We start from the raw sequence: 19951 nt of genomic DNA, 5'->3' as shown, positions 1-19951 counted from the left end.
CAGAGGAACCAAACCATTGAGACTGTCGCCCCAAAAAATAAACCGGCATCTATCTCCGGTTGCCGCTACCCTGCTAAACAGGAATAGGATTGGTCAAAAAGCAATTCCCTGTACTCCAATAGTGAAATAGCTGCTTTCTTTTTAAATAACCATATGGCTCAATTACTGCTCGTTGTTTCCAAATCCGGGGTTTAGTAGATCTACGATTTTTTTAATAAGGATCATTCGTTGTATGCGCCGGTGTTTTTTATAATATGAGAAAACAGCGGATCAATGAAGGCTGCGGAAGGATGTAGTGTTGATTTTGCAGGATAAATGTTCGTCCGTTAAAACGCAAAATTCATCATGTGTTTGTTTCAGTAGGTACAATAAAGGATGACAGCCTCTTCATTGCTTGCTAACTTTCACCAACACAGAACAAAAATTCAAGAACGTTTTTCGTCAGTCAAAATCAGTCACAGTACACCAAAACAAAACTTGCATGATGAGAATGCCCCACTATCGTTTCTCCATGAAACTATTGATCAGCACACTCTTCGCCCTGTTAATTGCTCAACTGTTTTTTTCCTGTAAGAAGTCTGATAAGGTGACAACGCCTTTACCCGTCATTGCTTACAAACAAAAGGTTATCAGCATTGCTGAAGATGTGTCTATGACGCCGGTAAAACCCGATAGCACCGGGGGCGCCATTACTGAGTATAATATTAATCCTCTGCTGCCCAAAGGGCTTTTAATTAATAAAACAAATGGAGAGATCAGCGGTACACCCAGCGATACGCTGAATCCTACACGATTTATAGTTACTGCAAAAGGTCCTGGAGGAATGGCTACTGATACCATCACTATGTTGATAGGTACAGTTGGTTTTAATTATGGCAACTTAGGGACCTTTACATTTGAAAAAGGTTCTACAGACCTGAGCGTTACTGCTCTGTCTCCTCAGATCCTGGCTGGAACGTTCGTACAGTTTTTTTGTGCACCGTCTCCCGACAGCCTTACTATAAAAACCCGCCTGAAGTTTAATTCAAAGAATGGTCAGATAAATGGAATTCCCGATTCGGTAACTTCAACTGATGAAGTGCCCAAACCGGCTACATTCATTATTACCGGTATCACTACTACAAATAAAGCGGCTTCTGCAACAATCAATATTTACGTCAATGACAAGAAGCCAAACTTTGCTTATACTTACCCTGGTTCTTTTTCGGTAAATACCTCAGTTGGAACGTCGGCCAGTAGCTTGCTTACACCAACAGTGCTTACCAACTCGGGTGTTATTAAAAAATTCCGCATGGCCCCGCAAAGCCCTGCCTTACCTGCAGGTTTGGCCCTTGACAGTATGACTGGTAAGATAACCGGCACCCCAACTGCTTCATTCAATAGCAACATTATTATTCGCGGTTTGAATACCGGAGGCTACCAGGATGTGAGTTATCCATTACTGATAAGTACAAATGCAGTGCCGCCCCAGGTTTATTATCTGATGTCGGTATATAGTGGTAATACAATAGATACCATTTGTACCAGGATGTATTCCGGAGATCCTATTTACCTGACAAAATCAGATAGCATTGGCCAGGCGAACATCTACATCACACCTGTTGTTTGTGCCGGACAACTTGCTTCGCCTATTACTTATACTGTTACTGCGCCTTTTACTTCTGGTGCAAGCAATGAAAACCTTGTTCTGACTCCCAGTACAGGTATGATTTCCGGGTCTCCGGCCGGTTTGTTCACTTCCGGAACCCCTGCTCATACCATTAATATCCCCAATGCTCAAACGAGCGGTGCCGCCGGAACCTTTACTACGAATATAATTTCAAATACTAATTTCTTTAAGTATAACGCAGATGGTGGTAAAGCCAAGTTTGTACAAAATGGATATGGTTTTGTCGTAAATCAAAAGATAGATGTCGCCAATGGGATCTATCCTGGTTACGCATCAAACTGGCTGGCTCCCCAGGGCGGCGCAGGGGTGGTAAGTTATGCAATCTACCCGCTTACTACTATTGGTAATGTTTTGCAACCGTTATCTAACTTTGGGTTAACCTTCAATACTACTACCGGGGCCATCAGTGGAACACCAACAGCCCCTACCCAGAATTTGTCAAATCTTGTTTTTTGTGATTATGTCATTGTTGGTAAAAAATCAGATGGCAGTTTTACTTATTATAAAATAAAAGTCAAGGTGTATAGCGCCATCTCTGACTGGGGTAGTTAGCATTTTTTTGATTGAGACTATAGATTACCGGGGTCCCGATTCATCGGGGCTCCGTTTTTAAAAAAACAAAAAGCAATGTTTCATACACTCTCTAAAATAGGTTTTCCTTTACTGTTAGCAGCAGTTTTGTTTGGTTGTAAGAAGAGCTCGGAGGGCGGTGGTGCCGCCTTCCAGTCTCTCACTTTTAAATTCGGCGCCGACTCAACTGCCATCACCATCGATAATGCGGTGCAGGAAATAAAGAACATGCCCCGCAGCTGTGATGTAACAAAGCTGGCCGCAGCAGCCGTACTGCCTGCCGGGTTCAGCATCAGCCCCGATCCTTCCACTGTTACCGACTATACCAAAGGTGTAACCTATACGGTTAAAACCGGTGATGGTAAAACTTATACCGTACAAATAACCGCGCCCGTTTACGATCCGGTAAACAATCCCTATGGAATATACACCGCCAAACAATTGAACAATGTGCGGAATGGCCTCAACGATAGCTATGTATTGATGAACGACATTGAGCTGCCTGCCCTTACAACGGCAGGTTCAGCCAGTGTTGGAATTGCCGACTACAAAGATTATGGCTGGTATTCTATTGGTACAAGGTATGTAAACGGTGGCCATGTGATCTTCAGAGGCTCGCTCGACGGGCAGAATCACGTGATAAAAAATCTTACCTGCCTTTATCGTGATAATTCACAACCCACTGGTATCGATGCAGGACATAATGGAAAAAGTAACAGTGGTCTTTTCGGTTATGCGATTCATTCTGCTTTTAAAAACATTGGCATTCAACTGGCCGCAACCGGTATAAATGAAATGTCACAGGATGGCAGCGCAGGCCTTGGTTATGTAGGCAGCCTGGTAGGCTATGCAGATTCCTGCACTATTACTAATTGCTATGTGACCGGTACTGCTACTCTTTCGGCCAGTCAATATACAGGCGGCCTTTTAGGAACAGCCCAAAATACTACCATCAGTAAATGTTATGCCGCTATAACAGCGCCTGCAGGCAGTTATGCCATCTCAGCTTCCACGGCGGGTGGTTTAATTGGTACCTCCTATATTAGCGACATTTCCGATTCCTATGCGACCGGCTCTGTAACCGGCGGTGTAGATGTGGGCGGCCTTATCGGCACTTTAAACGCCAGTACCTTAAAAAACAGTTATGCATCGGGTAATGTAACAGAGTTACCTATGAATACCGCAGGCAGCCTGATAGCGCCTAATAACATTGGCGGACTGGTTGGTACCCTGAATGCCAGTTCAACTGTTGCCTGCAAAATTCAAAATTGTTATGCCACCGGCAATGCAACTGGCGCCAATGGCTCCAATACAGATTTTCATAAATCTACCCGCATAGGCGGACTGGTAGGGACTATTGGTGCCGGGGGCGGGGTAATGCAGGTTACCAATTGTTATGCAACTGGCTTGGTATCGCGCATAAATATAAATGCAACAGCGCCTTTCCTTATTGGCGCGCTGGTTGGAAATACACCCAATGGAATTTTTATTACGAGTGGCACCTGCACCAATTATTGGGATAAAACAACTACAGGACAAACCGTTCTGGGTGGTGGTAATGGAAACCTTGCCTTTGATAATGCCAATACCGCCAATGGAAAAACAACTGCAGAAATGAAAGCTTCTGCTACTTATGCAAACTGGGATTTTTCAGCTGTATGGAACGTGGCTTCCGGCACCAATAATGGCTATCCGTATCTGCGTTCAACAACTAAATAAACAACAAAACTACATTCCCGATCATCCTTTGAATAATTACCATTCAGGATGAACATGTAAGACTGTTATGAAGAAAATACTTGTTCCCCTTTCCCTGGCCGCCCTGGTGTCAGGTGTTTTCCCTGCCCGCTCTGTTGGGCAAACGCAGGGAACCCGGCAGGCGCTACCCAAAACGGCTGTAGATACTTCCAAAATTCCAGCATCCCAGCGACTGAAAGACTGGAGCAACAGCAAAAATGCAGATAGCCTGTCCCAGGTAATTGTGGTAGCGTATGGTGCGCAAAAACGCTCAGCATTAACCGGAGCGATCATCCAGATTGCCGACAGTCAGTTTGCAAAAAGACCTTTAACCAATGTGATGGATGCGCTCATAGGCGCCGGGCCTGGGATCCAGGGTACATTAAGTGGTGGTCAGCCCGGTAGTACCGGCACGCTCCGGATGCGCGGGTTTGGGTCCATTTCTTCAGGAAGCGCTCCGCTGATCGTTGTAGATGGAATTGTGTTTGATGGCGATCCAGGCAGCCTGAACCCGGTTGATATTGCCAGCATCACCCCATTGCTGGATGCTTCCGCAGCCTCTATGTATGGTTCGCGGGCAAGCAATGGCGTTATCATCATTACCACCAAAAAAGGCACCAAAGGCAAGAAGACGGCGGTTCAATTCAAGATGAACCAGGGCGTTAACGTGCGCATGCTGCCAGAATATAACCAGGTAAGTGCCTACGAATACTACCCGTTGATGTGGGAGTTTTATCGCAATGGCCTTGTCAGCAACCAGGGTGGGTTATTAGCAAACCAACAGGCCTCAAAGGATATAAAATCACTCCTGGGATATAATCCCTTTAACGTACCCGACGATAAAATTGTAGATGTAAACGGACAATTGAACCCTGATGCAAAATTGTTGTGGGCCAATGATCTTGACTGGGCAAAAGCCTCTACCCGCAAGGGCGCCCGGCAGGAATATACCGTTTCCTTTAATGGCGGTTCTGAAAACGCAGATTATTATGCTTCCGTTGGTTATATATCCGATAAAGGCTATACGCCTACTTCCGACCTCAAACGGTGGAATGGAAGGGTAAATGCCAATGCCCGGCTGAATTCGTTTATAAAAGCCGGGTTGAATGTATATGGTTCAACCACCACTACCAATCAAACACCTGCTTACACCGGTGGCTATATAGTGAACCCTTTTTATTTTTCGAGGTCGGTAGGGTCTATTTACCCGGTGCATGCACATGAAGCTGATGGAAGTTATTCGCTCGATGATAAAGGGCAGCATTTGTATGACGACGGCAATCGCCCCTATGGCACCCGGCCTTTTGCGCCAGGCCGCAATGCGCTGGCTGAAGGGTTATTGAATGTGAATTACCTTGCCGGTAACAGCGTTGGCGCCCGCACCAACATAGATGTTACCCTGGCTAAAGGCCTTAAGTTCACCTCCAACATTGGTATTGATGAAGAAGGATCAGAATCGTATAATTATTTGAACCCAACTATTGGTGATGGTGTTCCTTCAGCTTCTTTGACAAGAGGCAACGCCCGGGTAAAAAGCTATACGTTCAACCAGTTGTTGAATTATAATAAAACATGGGGCGATCAAAATATCGATGTACTGGCCGGCCATGAGAACTACGACCGGGAAACAGTAAGTTCATCTGCAACGGTAAGAGGGCAGATAGCACCGGGTAACAACCTGGAGCTGGGTAATTATACAACTTCCACAGAGGCGCCTTCTTCCAGCTCAGTTACGAAACGTATTGAAAGTTATTTTTCCCGCGTCAATTATGATCTGCGCGGTAAATACTATTTAACAGCCTCCATTAGACGGGATGGCAACTCATTCTTCGCTACCGAAAAACGCTGGGCCAATTTCTGGTCGGTTGGCGGCGCCTGGCGCATTAGCCAGGAAGATTTTTTCCATGCCCCCGAATTTGTAAACGACCTGAAACTGAAAGCATCCTATGGGGTCTCTGGTAACGACAATGTGGCAACCTATGCTTACCAGGGTGGGTATATGCCTAATAACAATGCGCAGGAACCTGGCTACATCTACGCCATGATCCCCAATAAAGACCTTACCTGGGAATCGGGCGGTATTGTGAATATTGGAGCAGACTTTTCTCTCTTTAAAAACAGGATCACCGGGTATATACAATATTACAACCGGGTAACCAATGGCCTTGTAATGGCTGTTAACCAGCCCCTCTCAGGCGGTGGTACACCCGACGGGGTATATAGCATCTGGCAGAATACCGGTAACCTGTATAACCGGGGGATCGAGATCTCCGTGACTGGCAGCGTTGTTAGAGGAAAGGCATTTAATTGGGACCTTTCTGTAACTGCACAGACCCAGAAAAACAAGGTCACGGAAATGCCCAAAACAATGCCGGAAATAATCTCCGGTACCAAGAAGTTGTCCGTAGGCCATTCCATTTATGATTACTGGCTGATCTCTTATAAAGGCGTAGATCCTACTAATGGAGATGCATTATATGAGCTGGACCCAAGGTTGGAATACCAGGAGAATGCTCCTTACGATTATCCTGATAAAACCATCAATGGAGTAAAATATACCACTTCTATATCACGTGCAAAATACGGCTACCATGGGTCGGCAATTCCAAAGCTGTCTGGCAGTGTACACAGCGATATGCGGTATAAGAACTTTTCACTCAACCTGCTGATGACTTACCAGATCGGTGGTTTGGCGTATGACGGCGTGTATTCGGGATTGATGTCACCCTCCTTTGGCCAGTCTATGTCGAAAGACCTGCTAAAGCGCTGGCAGCAAACAGGCGATCAAACAAATGTTCCCCGTCTTGATTGGGGCCGTACTGGTGATTTTTACGGTTCTTCCGACAGGTGGCTGATCAGCGCCACTTCACTCACTGTACATAATATCAACCTGGGTTACTCATTTAATCCTTCGGTATTACAACGCCTTCGGGTGGCGGGGTTACAAACCTACCTGAGCGTGGAGAATGCTTACCAGTTCTCTGCCCGCAAAGGTATGAATGTGTTACAGTCATTCAACGGTACCACAAGTGATGTGTACGCACCCAGAAGAGTTTATACATTAGGTGTAATTGCAAATTTATAAAACACACATGCGACTCAATAAATATATTCTTTTTGTAGCAGCGTTCGGTATGCTGACGGCCTGTAGTAAAAAGTATCTGGATACCAAGGCAACAGACCGGATAGCCGAAGACGTGGCATTGACCACCACCGATGGGTGCTGGAAATTGTTGAACGGGGTGCACCGCATCTTATATTCCGGTCAAATGGGCCGGCAGGACAAGGTAGGGCAGGGCACCAATATGATGGATATGGATATTATGGGTGATGATATTACCCTCAATTCAACCAACGACTGGTTTTTATATCCTTACCTGTGGCTGAATTCGCACCGAAATCCCACTGGCGCTGAGCCGTATTTTCATTATTTCTTCTATTACGAGATCGTCAACAATGTGAACCTGCTGATCGATAATGTAAAAAATGCCAAAGGAAGTGATGCCGATAAGAACGCCATCCTGGGCCAGGCTTATGCCTACCGGGGATGGGCTTATTTTCAAATGGTTCAGTTGTATGGTAAGCGGTATGATGCCAATGACAATAATACCAGCGCCGGGCTTAGAATTGTGCTCCATTCGCAGGAGGAAGTAAAACCCAGGTCAAATGTACAGGCCGTATATGGCCAGATCAATGCAGATCTTGACAGTGCTATCTACTTATTGAATGGATACAGCCGCGCCAACCGGTCGCACCTTGATAAAAGCGTGGCGCAAGGCTTTAAGGCCAGGGTGGCATTGGCGCAACAGAACTGGCCTGTAGCGGCTGCAATGGCAGCAGCAGCCCGCACCGGTTACACGCTCATGGATTCGGTTACCTATATGAGCGGTTTCAATGATTATAAAAACCCGGAATGGATGTGGGGTTCGCACCAGCAGGAGAATCAGACTACCTACTTCACTTCCTTCTTTGCTTATATGTCGTGCAATTTCCCCGCGCAGAACATTATCAGTTCGCCCAGGGCCATCCAGGATTCCGTTTATAAACTGATACGGGCAACCGATGTACGCTGGCAGTTATGGGATTCTACCGGTTCAAACCCGGCTTTCCCCGTACCGTTAGATGCTGCCGGAAAAGAAGTGGGCGCCCGCATAAAGTTCATGACCCGGAAATTTAAAGTGCAGAATCCGGAGTTGAGTATTGGCGATGTGCCCCTGATGCGGGCCAGTGAAATGTATTTGATAGAAGCGGAGGCTTATGCTCACCTGAATAATACAGGCGCAGCCAGGAATGCTTTGTATGAGCTGGCGAAAAAAAGGGATGCTGCCTACACACTCTCTACGAACACAGGAACGCAACTGCTGGATGAGATCTTATTGCAAAGGCGTATAGAGCTATGGGGCGAAGGCTTTCGCTTTTATGATCTGAAAAGGCTGAACCTGCCGTTAGACAGGCACCGTCATATGTTTTTGACATCTTATCAAAAAGATGTACCGGCGGGCGATATAAAATGGCAGTTTGTAATTCCCCAGTCAGAGATCGACGCTTCCGGTGGCGTTATTCAGCAAAATCCTTTATAACTCTCATAAAAAACTACATACTATTATGAAACAAAAAATTTGGAGCCTGTCTCAATTCCTGGTAGTAATACTACTGATTGCAGGTTTATTCATACAATCCTGCTCTAAAAAAGTGGGTGATGCAAAGCCTGATGATGGAACCCCTGTGGAAACAGATGTGCTGAAGTTGATCCCCGACAGTATGTTCAGGGTATACCTGAAAACAAACATTTGCCCTGATGCATTCGATAAAACCGGGAAGTTGATTGATATCACCAATCCCGAGGTGAAGGATTTTGCCGGTACTCTTAAAATCGACACCATTACCTGCCCCCGGCCGTTTGTACAGTCGTTGAAAGGCATCCAGTATTTCACAAAAATGAAAAAGCTGTATGTAAGGAACAGCCTGGTAGATTCATTGGACCTGTCGGCTACTATGGCGTTGGATACCGTTATGCTGGTAACTAATACAGACATGCAGTATTTATCAGTAAGCGGCTGTACCAGCATGCGGTTCATCAGGGTAACTGATATGCCCGCTACTACCCTGAATTTGTCGAACCTGCCTGCACTGAACTATGTTAATTTAATTTCTCTCAAACGCATGAGCACGTTGAAAACAGATAACGATGCCAATCTCCGGCACCTGATGACCTATGCGTTGCAATCCCTGAAAACAGTGAATGTGACCAGCAATACCGAATTGCGCAGGATGTACCTGGAAGCATGTGGTGCCCTGACTTCACTGGATGTAACCAAGAACCGGAAGTTGAATCAATTGACCGTAACATATAGTGGTTCATTAAAAAGCGTGGACCTTTCAAAAAGCGATAGCCTGCAACATCTTTCCTTTGAAGGAAGCGGAGTTGATACGATTGATCTGAGTCATAATGCCAAACTGATCTCCTGCATTTTGATGTGGACCCCGATCAGGAGTGTAAGTACTTTGGGAAATCCGAGCTTACACGTTCTCTGGCTGGATGGTGCTACTCAACTGAAAACACTGGACCTGCGGGCGCAAACAAACTGGGATTATTATTTCATTCCTGAAAACCAGTATAATAATTCAAACCTGTCGTATGACGACGGATATATGATCGTTCAGGACGGGCGGTTCTCACCGGTAAAAACAGCTGAGTATACGGGTGAAGCATTAGCGAGCAGAATCGGCGTGAATGGAGCTACCTCGAATATCTATGCGGGCTTGCGTGCTCCCCAGTTCCTGGATGCCAGCGGTATAACATTGGCCAGTGTAAAAATGAACGATGCGGTAAAGGATAATTATTCACTGGTAATGGCAAGAAATACAAATGGGTTTGCAACTCCGGCGCAAATAATTGTATACGCAGGCGATCAGACTACCATATTGTGTAACGATTACGATCCCAAAAATTTCAAGTGTAACTAGAAAAATATGTTAAGAATAGCAAATAGTTTACAGTTGCTTTCTCTTGCTGCCGGTCTGTTTTTTACAGGGGCGATGGCAGGATGTAACAAAGACCCTGAGTATACGCCTGTTGTTACTACCAGCGAAGTGGTTTATGATTTTTGGCTGGAGAAAACAGCCAGCAATCCTAATCTGAACAGACCCTACCGGGGGATGATCCTGGGCGATACGGCTATCCGGTTGATGGTTGATTATGGTACAGATATTACCGCCCTGGAACCCACTATCATTGCTTATACAGATAGTATTGAACCAACCGGTAAACAGAATTTTACCAACCCGGTGAAGTATACCATAAAGGCTAATGGCAAAACCGCCACTTATACTGTACGCATTTCGGTGAACCCCGTTCAGTCGCCTGTAGTAACAGCCATTGCAGGCGGTTTCAGTCATATTCTGGCACTGAAGAATGATGGCACTTTATGGGCTTGTGGCAGCAATGATAATGGCGAGCTGGGTTTGGGCGATTACAGCAGCCGTAACAAATTAACGCAGGTACCCATCTACGATGTGGCAAAGATCTATACCGGCGACGCTGCCACTGTAATTAAACTGAAAGACGGCACAGCCTGGGGTTCAGGAAACGGGTATGGCCAGCTGGGCGTGGGAAATAAAAATGCTACTGTAACTTTTATTCGCTCCCCTTTCATGGATGATGCGGTGCAGGTAGCCATCACAAGCTATGAGGTTTTTGTTTTGAAACCAGATGGCACTGTTTGGGGTTCAGGCAGAAATTATAACTACCAGTTGGCGCAGGGCGATAATGACCTGCGGGCTACGTTTGTTAAGGTGCCCATCAGCAATGTAAAACAACTGAGTGGCAATGGTACCAGCATTGTGGTACAAAAAACAAACGGTGAAGTATGGGGCTGGGGCGATAATTACAATGGTGAGTTGGGGCTGGGTGACAGAACAAAGCGCAAAACGCCGGTGTTACTGCCTACGCCAGGTGTTGGTATTGCAAAAATATTTGCCGGTGGCGCCAGTACTTTTTTGATCGACAACAATGGAAAAATTTGGGGATCGGGCGCTAATGTTCGTGGGCAATTGGGTATAGCTGATCTTAATAATCGCGATACTTTTTCCCGGGTCACTTTTTTCGATTCCAAAACAATTGATGCTGTTATACCTCATAGTGGCGCTGCCAGTTTTAAAGAATCGAATGGTACTGTATGGAATGTGGGCGATAATTTTTATGGCCTCATTGGTAAGGGAACAACTGCTACGATCGCAGATTCCATTCCGGTAAAATTAAACGGTTTTACAGCCGCAACGGTTACCGGCAGCGGTGGCACGGCTTATGCGTTAAAAGGCGACGGCACCCTATGGGCCTGGGGAAGAAATACTTCCGGCACGCTGGGCACTGCGCTCGATACTACTTATATGGCATCTCCTATTCAAATAAAATAATTTTTCAAAAAATCTATATGCATAAAAAGATATTTGCCATGCTGGGCATTTCAGTGGCATTGTTGTGTGGGACCAATGTGAATGCGCAATGGCATGTGGGCATTGAAACAGGCGCTAACAGGAATTATCTGACCACCAATACATCTGACATGCCTTTTTTTGAGTACCAGCCTTCTTACGGTTATTCAGCAGGTGTGTCTGTTCGTTACCAGTTCCCAAAGCTTTCCTGGTTTGGGGGCATTCAGGCGGTGCCATCTTTTGTTCAGAAAAATTTCCGCATCCAGCGCAGCGGATTTTATTCCGACCTGTATGAGCAGAATACGAACAGCTACCTGGAACTGCCGGTGATGGCGCAATTCAGGTTTGGTGGAAAACTCAGGAAGGAGCAATGCCTTTATGGTATACTTAACCTGGGCGGCTATGCCAGTTACTGGATGAGTGGCCACGTAAAAGGACGTACCCTGTCGCCAATGGACGTGAACAATTCCGTGTCATATGATGAAGCCTATACGTTCAACGCAGCCAAAGACAGGCGTTTTCAATATGGTGGCATTGCCGGTGCAGGCCTGCAGTACATGCCCAATCAAAAATATGTTTTCTCTATAGAAGGCAGGTACACACCTTCTTTTTCCGATATGCAAAAGGCATATTCAGAAGAACAGACTCCCCGGTACAACGATACCTACAGCATTTTGCTAAGCGTTCAGTGTCAATTGCCGGTATTAAAACATAACAAACGTAAAGCTTAATGCATGTCAGTAACTAGATCATTAACAACATACGCCGTTGTGGTGGGGATGCTTGCAGGATCGTATTCCTGTAAACGCGAGATCCAGAAACGGGAGCTGCTCACCAATTATGAAGTGAACGATTTTTCGGAATTGTTTAAGGCATTCTGGACGGGAATGAATACCCAATATCAGTTCTGGGATAAAGAAACCGTAAACTGGGACAGTATGTACCGGGCTTATAAGCCGAAATTCGATTCGCTGAACCATGTAAAATACTCTGATACAACCATAAACCGGTGTTTTCAGTATATGGCAGATATGACCAAAGGCCTTCATGACGGGCAATATTACCTCACATTGGCGTCGGGTGGCGATTACCGGTTTGAAGACAGCCTGTACAGATCGTATTACACCTATATGCCAAAATTGTTAAGGGCAAACCGCGTCCATGCTAACCTGCCCGATACCCTGTTTGATCACATCATCCAGAACAATTACCTGAACGATTTTGATTATGGGGTATATAAAAATTATACAACTGCACAGGTGATCCAGGTTATAACCGGAAATATTTCGAAAGGCGCTAAGAACCTGGCGTACATAAGTATCAACGATTTTTTGATGAAAGAATCGTACGATGCTAATTATACTGCGCGTCCCACCCGGCCGGTGATCAAAAACTTTTTTGATAAAGTACATAAATCAGCCGTTGACGGGCTTATCATTGACTTGCGCAATAATCGCGGAGGCAACCTGGAGGATATTGATTTTTTTACCGGGCAATTCACTGATAAAACGGTTTTGTACGGCTATGCCAGGCATAAATCGGGAAGTGGCCGGTTAGATTATACACCTGCATTGCCTTTGAATATTACACCACAAGCCGGCGCTACAGAGTTTAAAAAGCCTATAGTGATCCTGGCTGATATTTACTCCGCAGCGGTTTGCGAAATGGTAATACAGGCATTTAAGGCCCTTCCCAATGCTAACGTAAAGGTGATTGGTGAACGCACCTATGGCACTGCAGGAACAGTTGTCGGCAACGATATCAGCACCAATGGTGGTGCTTTCTATATGGGGTCCTTTGCCATGGTCAATATTTCAAATACCGCCCTGATGGACAAGAACCATGAATTCAATTTCAACGGCATTGCTCCTGATGTGGAAGTAAAGTACAACGATGCTTCCATAGCAACCATGAAGCAAACGGGCGTCGATATCCAACTGGAGAAAGCGATCCAGTATCTGAATCAATAGGGGAGTCATTCATTTTTCCGTTTTAATGTTTTAATTATGATTACGCGTTTTAATAATTGTATATATAAAATAAATCACCCGGCTTTCCGGGGCGGATTGATTGTATTGTTGCTGGCTTTTGTGTTGGGCAGCTGCAGAAAGAATGTTGAAAAGGAGCGGATAACCTCTTATTATGGAAGGTCCTATACAGAGATCTTTGAAGCTTTCTGGAATGGAATGAATTCCAACTATCTTTTCTGGGATATAGAAAAAGTGAACTGGGATGATATGTATAAAACCTATAAGCCCCGGTTTGAATATCTTGACAATGATAAAAGCAGTGCCGGAAATGCCCAGAAGGCAGCCCAATACCTGGTTGACATGACCAAGGACCTTTCAGATTCGCATTTGAGCCTGACCTTTAATGGAATGACTAACTTTGTAGTGGGTGGGTATGCGCTTGAAAATCAACAAACTTTTATGCCTGCAAGCGTACGGCATCAGTTTAGAGGAGATAGAATTGCCATACCCAGGAATACATTTGATGTAGTTATACCTAAATACTATCTCAATAAAGCCGAATTCGGGACCGATGGCGGTTCTTTCGCTATTAACCTGGGTGTTATTCCCCGTAACAATAAGAACATCCTGTACCTGGAGTTTTCTAATTTTGAACTGGGGGATCTCTATTCCGGAGCCAATTCCACGTCAAGGCCTGTAAAACCGGTGCTGGATGATTTCTTCCGCTACACAAAAGATCCTTCCATTGATGGGTTGATCATTGATTTGCGTGCCAATACGGGAGGCAGCGTTCCTGATATGGATTTCCTGTTGGGCCGCCTTGTTACCTCGCCTGTGCAGGTTAATAATACCCGTACCCGCAATGGAGATAACCGCCTGGATTATGGCCCCTGGATAAAAGGGTATATTCACCCCCAGCCAGGTAGTGTAGACTTTACGAAAAAACCAATTGTTGTATTGGTAGATGGCAACTCAGTGAGTATGTCGGAGATGACCTCTATGGCCATAAAAGCCATTTTCCCCAAGGCAAAACTGGTAGGCGAACAAACCTGGGGCGGCACCGGGCAGATACCATCAACCGACCAGAAATACCTGGGTGGCCGGTTTACGGCTGCAAACTTTGTACAGGTATACTGCGCAGGGGTGGAGTTAAGGGATGTTAACATGATCTGTTATGAAAATAAAGGCATCATGCCCGACGTTCCAATAGCCTATGATACCACTGCTATCAAAAGTAATATTGACGTAATGTTAGATAAAGGATTGGAAGTAGTTACCAATCAATAAATAAAACGATTGCCTGCCTGTCAATGCCGGGGGCGGTTTTCGACTGGGTCATCGGGAAGTGCCCACCGGGAACCCAACCTCCGGCGCCGACTGGTAAATTAAAAAATCCCCCTGGTGCTTTACCGGGGGGATTTTTATTTTAATAAAGTGCTATTAGAACTTGATCTGCAATTTCTGGCTTACCAGTTTATCGTCTTTGTAATACTCGTACAACCACTCTTCGTTCTTCTTGAAAACAACGCCGGCTACCGGGCCGTTTGCTGCAATGTAATAATCGGGCTGCGAAGTTTTGAGCAGGGTCAATACTTTCTTAGGCGTGGTATCTATCAACTGAAATCCATTGGGCGTTGCCTGTGCATATAAAGTGCCGGTGGCATCGGTGATAGCAGCTACAGCAGGCACCGCAGCAGCAGGTGCAGGTGTTACCGGGGCTGGAACGGCAGTGGCTGTTTGCGTTTGTGTTTGGGTAAACGTGCTGCCGTCATAGGTGTATGGCGTTGCTTTCAGCGATGTGTAAGCATCTCTCAACGCCTCGTCATAGGCGGTCTGAAATTCCTTTTCGCGGCTTTTGCCTTCTTTGCTTTTGAAAACGATATTTCCCTGGCAATCCTTTAACAGGATGGAAAGATTCGTAACAAAGATGCCTTTTTTCTCTGCCACATCGGCTACGAGGGAACCACACTTATTGGAGGCTACTTCGGCCGGGATCTGGCCATTGCTCATGTAAGCGGTAAAACCTTTTTCTTCCAGCAGGTCTCTTACCAGACTGTTCAATCCATATTGATTCTCAGACTTTGAAAAGGAGAACTTTTCGGGTACAATCACGTATTTGTAATTGTTGATGTTGGTTTGAGCGTGGACGGTTACGGTAAATAATACCAGGATCAGTAATACGGGTGTTTTCATAATATAACTTGCTTCAGGTTCAAACGAATATAGGTAAAAGTAAAACAAGTTAAACACTATTCTTACAGCTGCTTATAAGGTAAGAACTACAGGGGAATGACTTTTGCAAGGTTCCCCAAAAAGAAACTGCAATGACCAAACTGGCCCTCGTAATTAGTATCCAAACCCTTGCTATTACGCAGGCGATCGCTCAAACCACACCCATAAAGAATGCTGCTGATTCATTAGTGGTAACCTTACCAGCTGGCAAACAATACGTTGCTTCGCCCGGTAAAATGTTCTGGTGGGGCAGGCATTACCGGCGCGAGTGGGCTACAGAAGTACGCTTTCCGGTATTAAATCTCGATACTGCCAAAGGCGGATTGACACCACAAAAAGTAGGAGGGGGGCATCAAACCAAAACGCTTCGGTTAATAGCGGGGGATGGAAAGGAGTATGTGCTGCGTACCATCGATAAAAGCCTGGATGTACTGATCCCCGACGAGTTTAAAGGCACTTTCATAAATGATATAGTAAATGATCAGATCAGTACAGCGCATCCTTATGGCCCGGTGGCTATTGCCAAACTGGCTGACTATTTACACATCATGCATACCAATCCCGTTATTCTGTATGTACCTGATCAGGACCGGTTGGGTGAGTTCAATCCCATTTTTGCCAATAAACTATGTTTGCTCGAAGAACGGCCTTCCGGCAAAGGCTGGGACCATACTGCATTAAGTGAAAATGCCGATGACATCGATAACTCCGAAAAATTATTTGAGAAAGTATATAAGAGCAATAAGAACCAGGTTGATCAAAAAACGTTTCTAAAGATCCGCCTGTTCGATATGCTCATCAACGACTGGGACCGCCATGAAGACCAGTGGGTATGGTGCGCCCATGAAGACAGCAGCGGTACGCGGTATGAAGCATTTGGCCGCGACCGCGATCAGGCGTTTTCAAAAACCGATGGCGTTTCGCTTTGGATGATCTCCAGACCCTGGGTCTTACCCGCCATACAAGGCATGCACTCCCGGGTAAAGAATATCATTGGACAAAACCTTTCGGCCCGCAACCTCGACCGGCAGTTCCTGAACCAGTTAACAAAAGAAGACTGGGAACAAATGATCAGCACGGTTCAACAAGGTTTGCCCGATTCGGCTATTCGCGCCGGTGTTAATACCATGCCTGCTGAAGTGAATGCCATCTCCGGAAATTTTTTGATAACAAGATTAAAGCAGCGTAGAGATAACCTGCCTGGTTATGGAATGAAATACTACCGGCACCTGAGTAAACATGTTACTATTGCCGGTTCCGAAAAAAATGAAACGTTTGTTTTTTCAAAGATCGATTACCGGCATGTAGCGGTGACTGGTATCAATACAAAGAATGATACGTTTTACTATAGGGTGTTTGATCATGCAGCTACCAAACAGATCAATGTATACGGGTTGGAAGGGGATGACCGGTTTGTTTTTACCGGCGATGGAAAAAATAAATTCCTGATCCGCACCATTGGTGGTAAAGGAGTAGACAGCTTTATAACTGAAGGCAGCGGTGGCGGAAGAAGGGTGCGTGTATATGATAGTAAAGACAATTATTTTTCCAATCACCGGTTTGCGGTCAACCACAGTTCAGACAGTCTTTTTCAATACAAACGTAATTCAGTAAAAAATGACTGGTATGTTCCATTGATAATTCCCGGTTATAACCCGGATGACCAGGTTATTTTAGGGCTGGGGTTGTTGTATAAAAGACAACAATGGGGAAAGACACCATTTGGCTGGCAGCAAAGCTTTGTTGTGAATTATGCATTTGGTACCGGCGCGCTTGGTTTTGCCTATAAAGGACTGTTTAAACAAACCTTTGGCAAGTGGGACCTAAACCTGGCAGCGGCTTACCGGGGGCCAAGGTATATTCTTAATTATTATGGGTTGGGAAACAATACCGAACTGGTGATGGATGAAAAATCGTTCTATCGTACCAAAGCAAGGAACTGGTATGGCAGTCCGGGTGTAAGCAGGGATTGGGCCAATAGTAGTTTACGTTTTGGCTTGCAGTTTGAGACCATGCAGGTGGTGCCTACGGAAGGTAAGTTTGTGTCGGGTCCTGATCCTGAACTGGATTCAGCCGTGTTTACTACCAAATATTTTGGCGGTGTGAATGGTTCCTGGCAATACTCCTCCCGTAATTCAATAAAGTTCCCAACCAAAGGTATTGGGCTTGAAACCGGGTTCTCATACTATAACAACCTGCAACAAACAGAAAAACGTTTATTAAAATTAACCGGCGCCGTTAGTTTGTATTGTACGTTCTTTAACCGGTTAACTTTTGCCCATCGCAGCGGCGCTGCCACCAACCTTGGCGATTACGAATTTTACCAGGCCAATACCCTGGGTAACTCTGAAAATTTAAGAGGGTACTGGCGCACCCGTTTTGCAGGCCGCAGCAGCGTTTACCAGAATACGGAATTGCGGTACAACCTTGCTAATTTAAGAGGGTACGTATTCCGCGGAAAAATAGGGCTGATCGGCTTTTTTGATGATGGCCGGGTATGGATAAAAGGGGAGAACTCCAATACCATACATACCGGGTACGGTGGAGGTCTTTATTATCTCCCCTATAATATGATGTCGTTTACTGCTTATTATGCTACTTCAAAAGAAGTATCGTATGTAACATTAAGGGCCGGTTTCTTTTTTTAACAGGTTTAAATATTTAATGTGGCAGGTCTGCCTGCAGCCTGTTGCTCAACTCTTCTTCCAGCGCTTCAGGCAAAGTAGCGGAATCCTCGTCGGTATCCAGTGCGGCCAATCGCTTTAAATCGGGATCCCAGGTAAATACATGTTGCGGGCCACCGTTCACGCTTACATAATATCTTTGTTCGCCATTATATGTAAATGCCTCTGTGTTTACCAGGTAGGGAACTTCATCGATCAGGAGATCGTACAATTTCCGGTTCTCTGGTTTTCTTTGTGTTGGCCGGGTATCGGCGAATGCCTGACCGCTCTGATGGCTTGCTCCTCTGCCGGAGGTGCCTTGCTTGTTGTTATCTCCACGTCCTGACATAATTTATAGTTTATCCAGATCCACGCACAGTAATTATGCCACCCGGTGCTGTATTATAAGTTCAACAAAACGTGGAATGGATTGTCCAGCTGGTATAAGTACATAGGGTACTATTTCCCCCAATAGCGGTCACTAAAAAATACAGGGAATCAATTAGTTTTGCCGCCATTAATACAATACTATCTTATGGAATTTTCAAAGACCTACACGGCGAAAGACGAGCATATAGACTTTCAGAACATTATGGATGGGTTATATTATCCTTTTTATATGGAGTGGTGCCGCCACGACTACATTAAGGAGGTACTTGGTTTTGATTTTTACAAAGAAGCAGAGAACGGGGTAAACATGGTATTGTCGAAATACACCCTGCAATTTGTGCGGTCATTGAAGAAGGGAGATGAATTTATTGTTACGTGCAGCCCAATGGTTGACAAAACCAATAAATCGGTGTTGCATTTCAGGCAAACCATTCTGCTGAATAATAAGGTGGTTACCAAAGCCGTTTTTTCCGGAACCTGTGTGGGCGCCAATGGCCGGCCCTTTTTGCCTGAAAATTTACTCAGTAAGCTGGCCGGAGCCCCTGAATGGGATGGAGTACTGTAACTAACATGGATTTTCCAAAACACATGCTTTCGATTGTCAGGAATCTGCTAAACCAGATCGAAAAAGGCTTCCAGGTGGACCCGGCGTTGAAAAAAATGCGATTTTATAATAGCTAAAACGCGTTGGCTACCAATAGGAATTTGGGTTTAAACCCTTGTTGGACAATGGTTTTGCAAATTTTTTGCAACCTTTGCCATCATAAAATCGGCAAAAAGCTGGTTAGGAATGGGGCCTGGCGCGCTGTACTTTTACATCATCAACAACGGTAGCACACCTCACCTTCGCTAAAAGTTCCGGTGGGCAAAGTAAGAAGAGAAGAAAATGAATAGCTACCCGAAGCAGAAAGCTTCACCACAAATCAGATTTATCTTTTTTTTCATATGGCAAGCAATCGTTAGAGGTCGACTGTTTCTACAGAGGACCTTTTTTCTTTTATACCCCTACCCCATAAAGGGGAACAAAGAAACATTTTAATAATTGCTCAAAGTTGTCATAATATTTCACGACTCCTCAAAAAGTTTTTGCCCGAAGTTGTCAATTAAGTCACATATTTCCAACAATTGGGCATTTTGATCAAACTTTGTGGCATATCTCATTAAAGATGCCGCATTTAGGACTAACTATAAGGCATTTCGAACCAACATTTGAGTAACCTGACTTAACATTGGAGTAACCTGGATAAACATTGGAGCAACCTGGGTAAACATTGGAGCAACCCGGT

At 45.1% G+C, this 19951-nt stretch carries 13 protein-coding genes; 11 read left to right on the top strand and 2 right to left on the bottom strand.

Features of this window, described 5'->3' with window-relative positions:
• Positions 1-481: 481 nt before the first annotated feature.
• The 9 genes from NIAKO_RS18345 to NIAKO_RS18305 all read left to right on the top strand — a co-directional run bounded on the left by NIAKO_RS18345 (position 482) and on the right by NIAKO_RS18305 (position 14667).
• Positions 482-2221 (top strand): putative Ig domain-containing protein, encoded by a 1740-nt coding sequence (locus NIAKO_RS18345; RefSeq protein ID WP_107685595.1) that lies wholly within the window; start codon positions 482-484, stop codon positions 2219-2221.
• Between the two features lie 75 nt (positions 2222-2296).
• The gene (locus tag NIAKO_RS18340) at positions 2297-3958 is read left to right on the top strand and encodes a GLUG motif-containing protein (protein WP_014219940.1); all 1662 of its coding nucleotides are present in this window, start codon (positions 2297-2299) and stop codon (positions 3956-3958) included.
• Positions 3959-4025: 67 nt separating this feature from the next.
• A complete protein-coding gene (locus NIAKO_RS18335; RefSeq protein ID WP_014219939.1) occupies positions 4026-7061 on the top strand; it encodes a SusC/RagA family TonB-linked outer membrane protein in 3036 nt (1011 codons plus the stop codon).
• A gap of 7 nt (positions 7062-7068) precedes the next feature.
• Positions 7069-8556, top strand: coding sequence for a RagB/SusD family nutrient uptake outer membrane protein (locus NIAKO_RS18330; RefSeq protein ID WP_014219938.1), 1488 nt, complete (start codon positions 7069-7071; stop codon positions 8554-8556).
• A gap of 25 nt (positions 8557-8581) precedes the next feature.
• Positions 8582-9943, top strand: coding sequence for a hypothetical protein (locus NIAKO_RS18325; protein ID WP_014219937.1), 1362 nt, complete (start codon positions 8582-8584; stop codon positions 9941-9943).
• Positions 9944-9949: 6 nt separating this feature from the next.
• The gene (locus NIAKO_RS18320) at positions 9950-11392 is read left to right on the top strand and encodes an RCC1 domain-containing protein (protein WP_014219936.1); all 1443 of its coding nucleotides are present in this window, start codon (positions 9950-9952) and stop codon (positions 11390-11392) included.
• 17 nt (positions 11393-11409) lie between these two features.
• On the top strand, positions 11410-12141 hold the full coding sequence (locus NIAKO_RS18315; RefSeq protein WP_014219935.1) for a porin family protein: 732 nt from the start codon (positions 11410-11412) through the stop codon (positions 12139-12141).
• Between the two features lie 3 nt (positions 12142-12144).
• Positions 12145-13380, top strand: coding sequence for a S41 family peptidase (locus NIAKO_RS18310; RefSeq protein WP_014219934.1), 1236 nt, complete (start codon positions 12145-12147; stop codon positions 13378-13380).
• Positions 13381-13416: 36 nt separating this feature from the next.
• Positions 13417-14667, top strand: a complete 1251-nt coding sequence (locus NIAKO_RS18305) for a S41 family peptidase (protein WP_014219933.1) — start codon at positions 13417-13419, stop codon at positions 14665-14667.
• 153 nt (positions 14668-14820) lie between these two features.
• Here NIAKO_RS18305 and NIAKO_RS18300 read toward each other — a convergent pair whose 3' ends face one another.
• Positions 14821-15573 carry a hypothetical protein gene (locus NIAKO_RS18300; RefSeq protein ID WP_014219932.1) on the bottom strand — a complete coding sequence of 251 codons (753 nt, stop codon included), beginning with the start codon at positions 15571-15573 and terminating at the stop codon, positions 14821-14823.
• A gap of 131 nt (positions 15574-15704) precedes the next feature.
• Between NIAKO_RS18300 and NIAKO_RS18295 the strand changes: the two genes are divergently transcribed.
• A complete protein-coding gene (locus NIAKO_RS18295; RefSeq protein WP_014219931.1) occupies positions 15705-18260 on the top strand; it encodes a BamA/TamA family outer membrane protein in 2556 nt (851 codons plus the stop codon).
• Positions 18261-18273: 13 nt separating this feature from the next.
• Here the strand turns inward: NIAKO_RS18295 and NIAKO_RS18290 are convergent, their stop codons facing one another.
• Positions 18274-18624: a hypothetical protein gene (locus NIAKO_RS18290; protein ID WP_014219930.1), complete on the bottom strand. Its 351-nt coding sequence runs from the start codon at positions 18622-18624 to the stop codon at positions 18274-18276.
• Positions 18625-18810: 186 nt separating this feature from the next.
• Here NIAKO_RS18290 and NIAKO_RS18285 point away from each other — a divergent pair, with 186 nt between their 5' ends.
• The gene (locus NIAKO_RS18285) at positions 18811-19230 is read left to right on the top strand and encodes an acyl-CoA thioesterase (RefSeq protein WP_014219929.1); all 420 of its coding nucleotides are present in this window, start codon (positions 18811-18813) and stop codon (positions 19228-19230) included.
• Positions 19231-19951 lie beyond the last annotated feature (721 nt).

This window comes from Niastella koreensis GR20-10 (assembly GCF_000246855.1).
Lineage (GTDB): Bacteria > Bacteroidota > Bacteroidia > Chitinophagales > Chitinophagaceae > Niastella > Niastella koreensis.
This window is presented reverse-complemented; position numbering and strand designations above follow the sequence as displayed.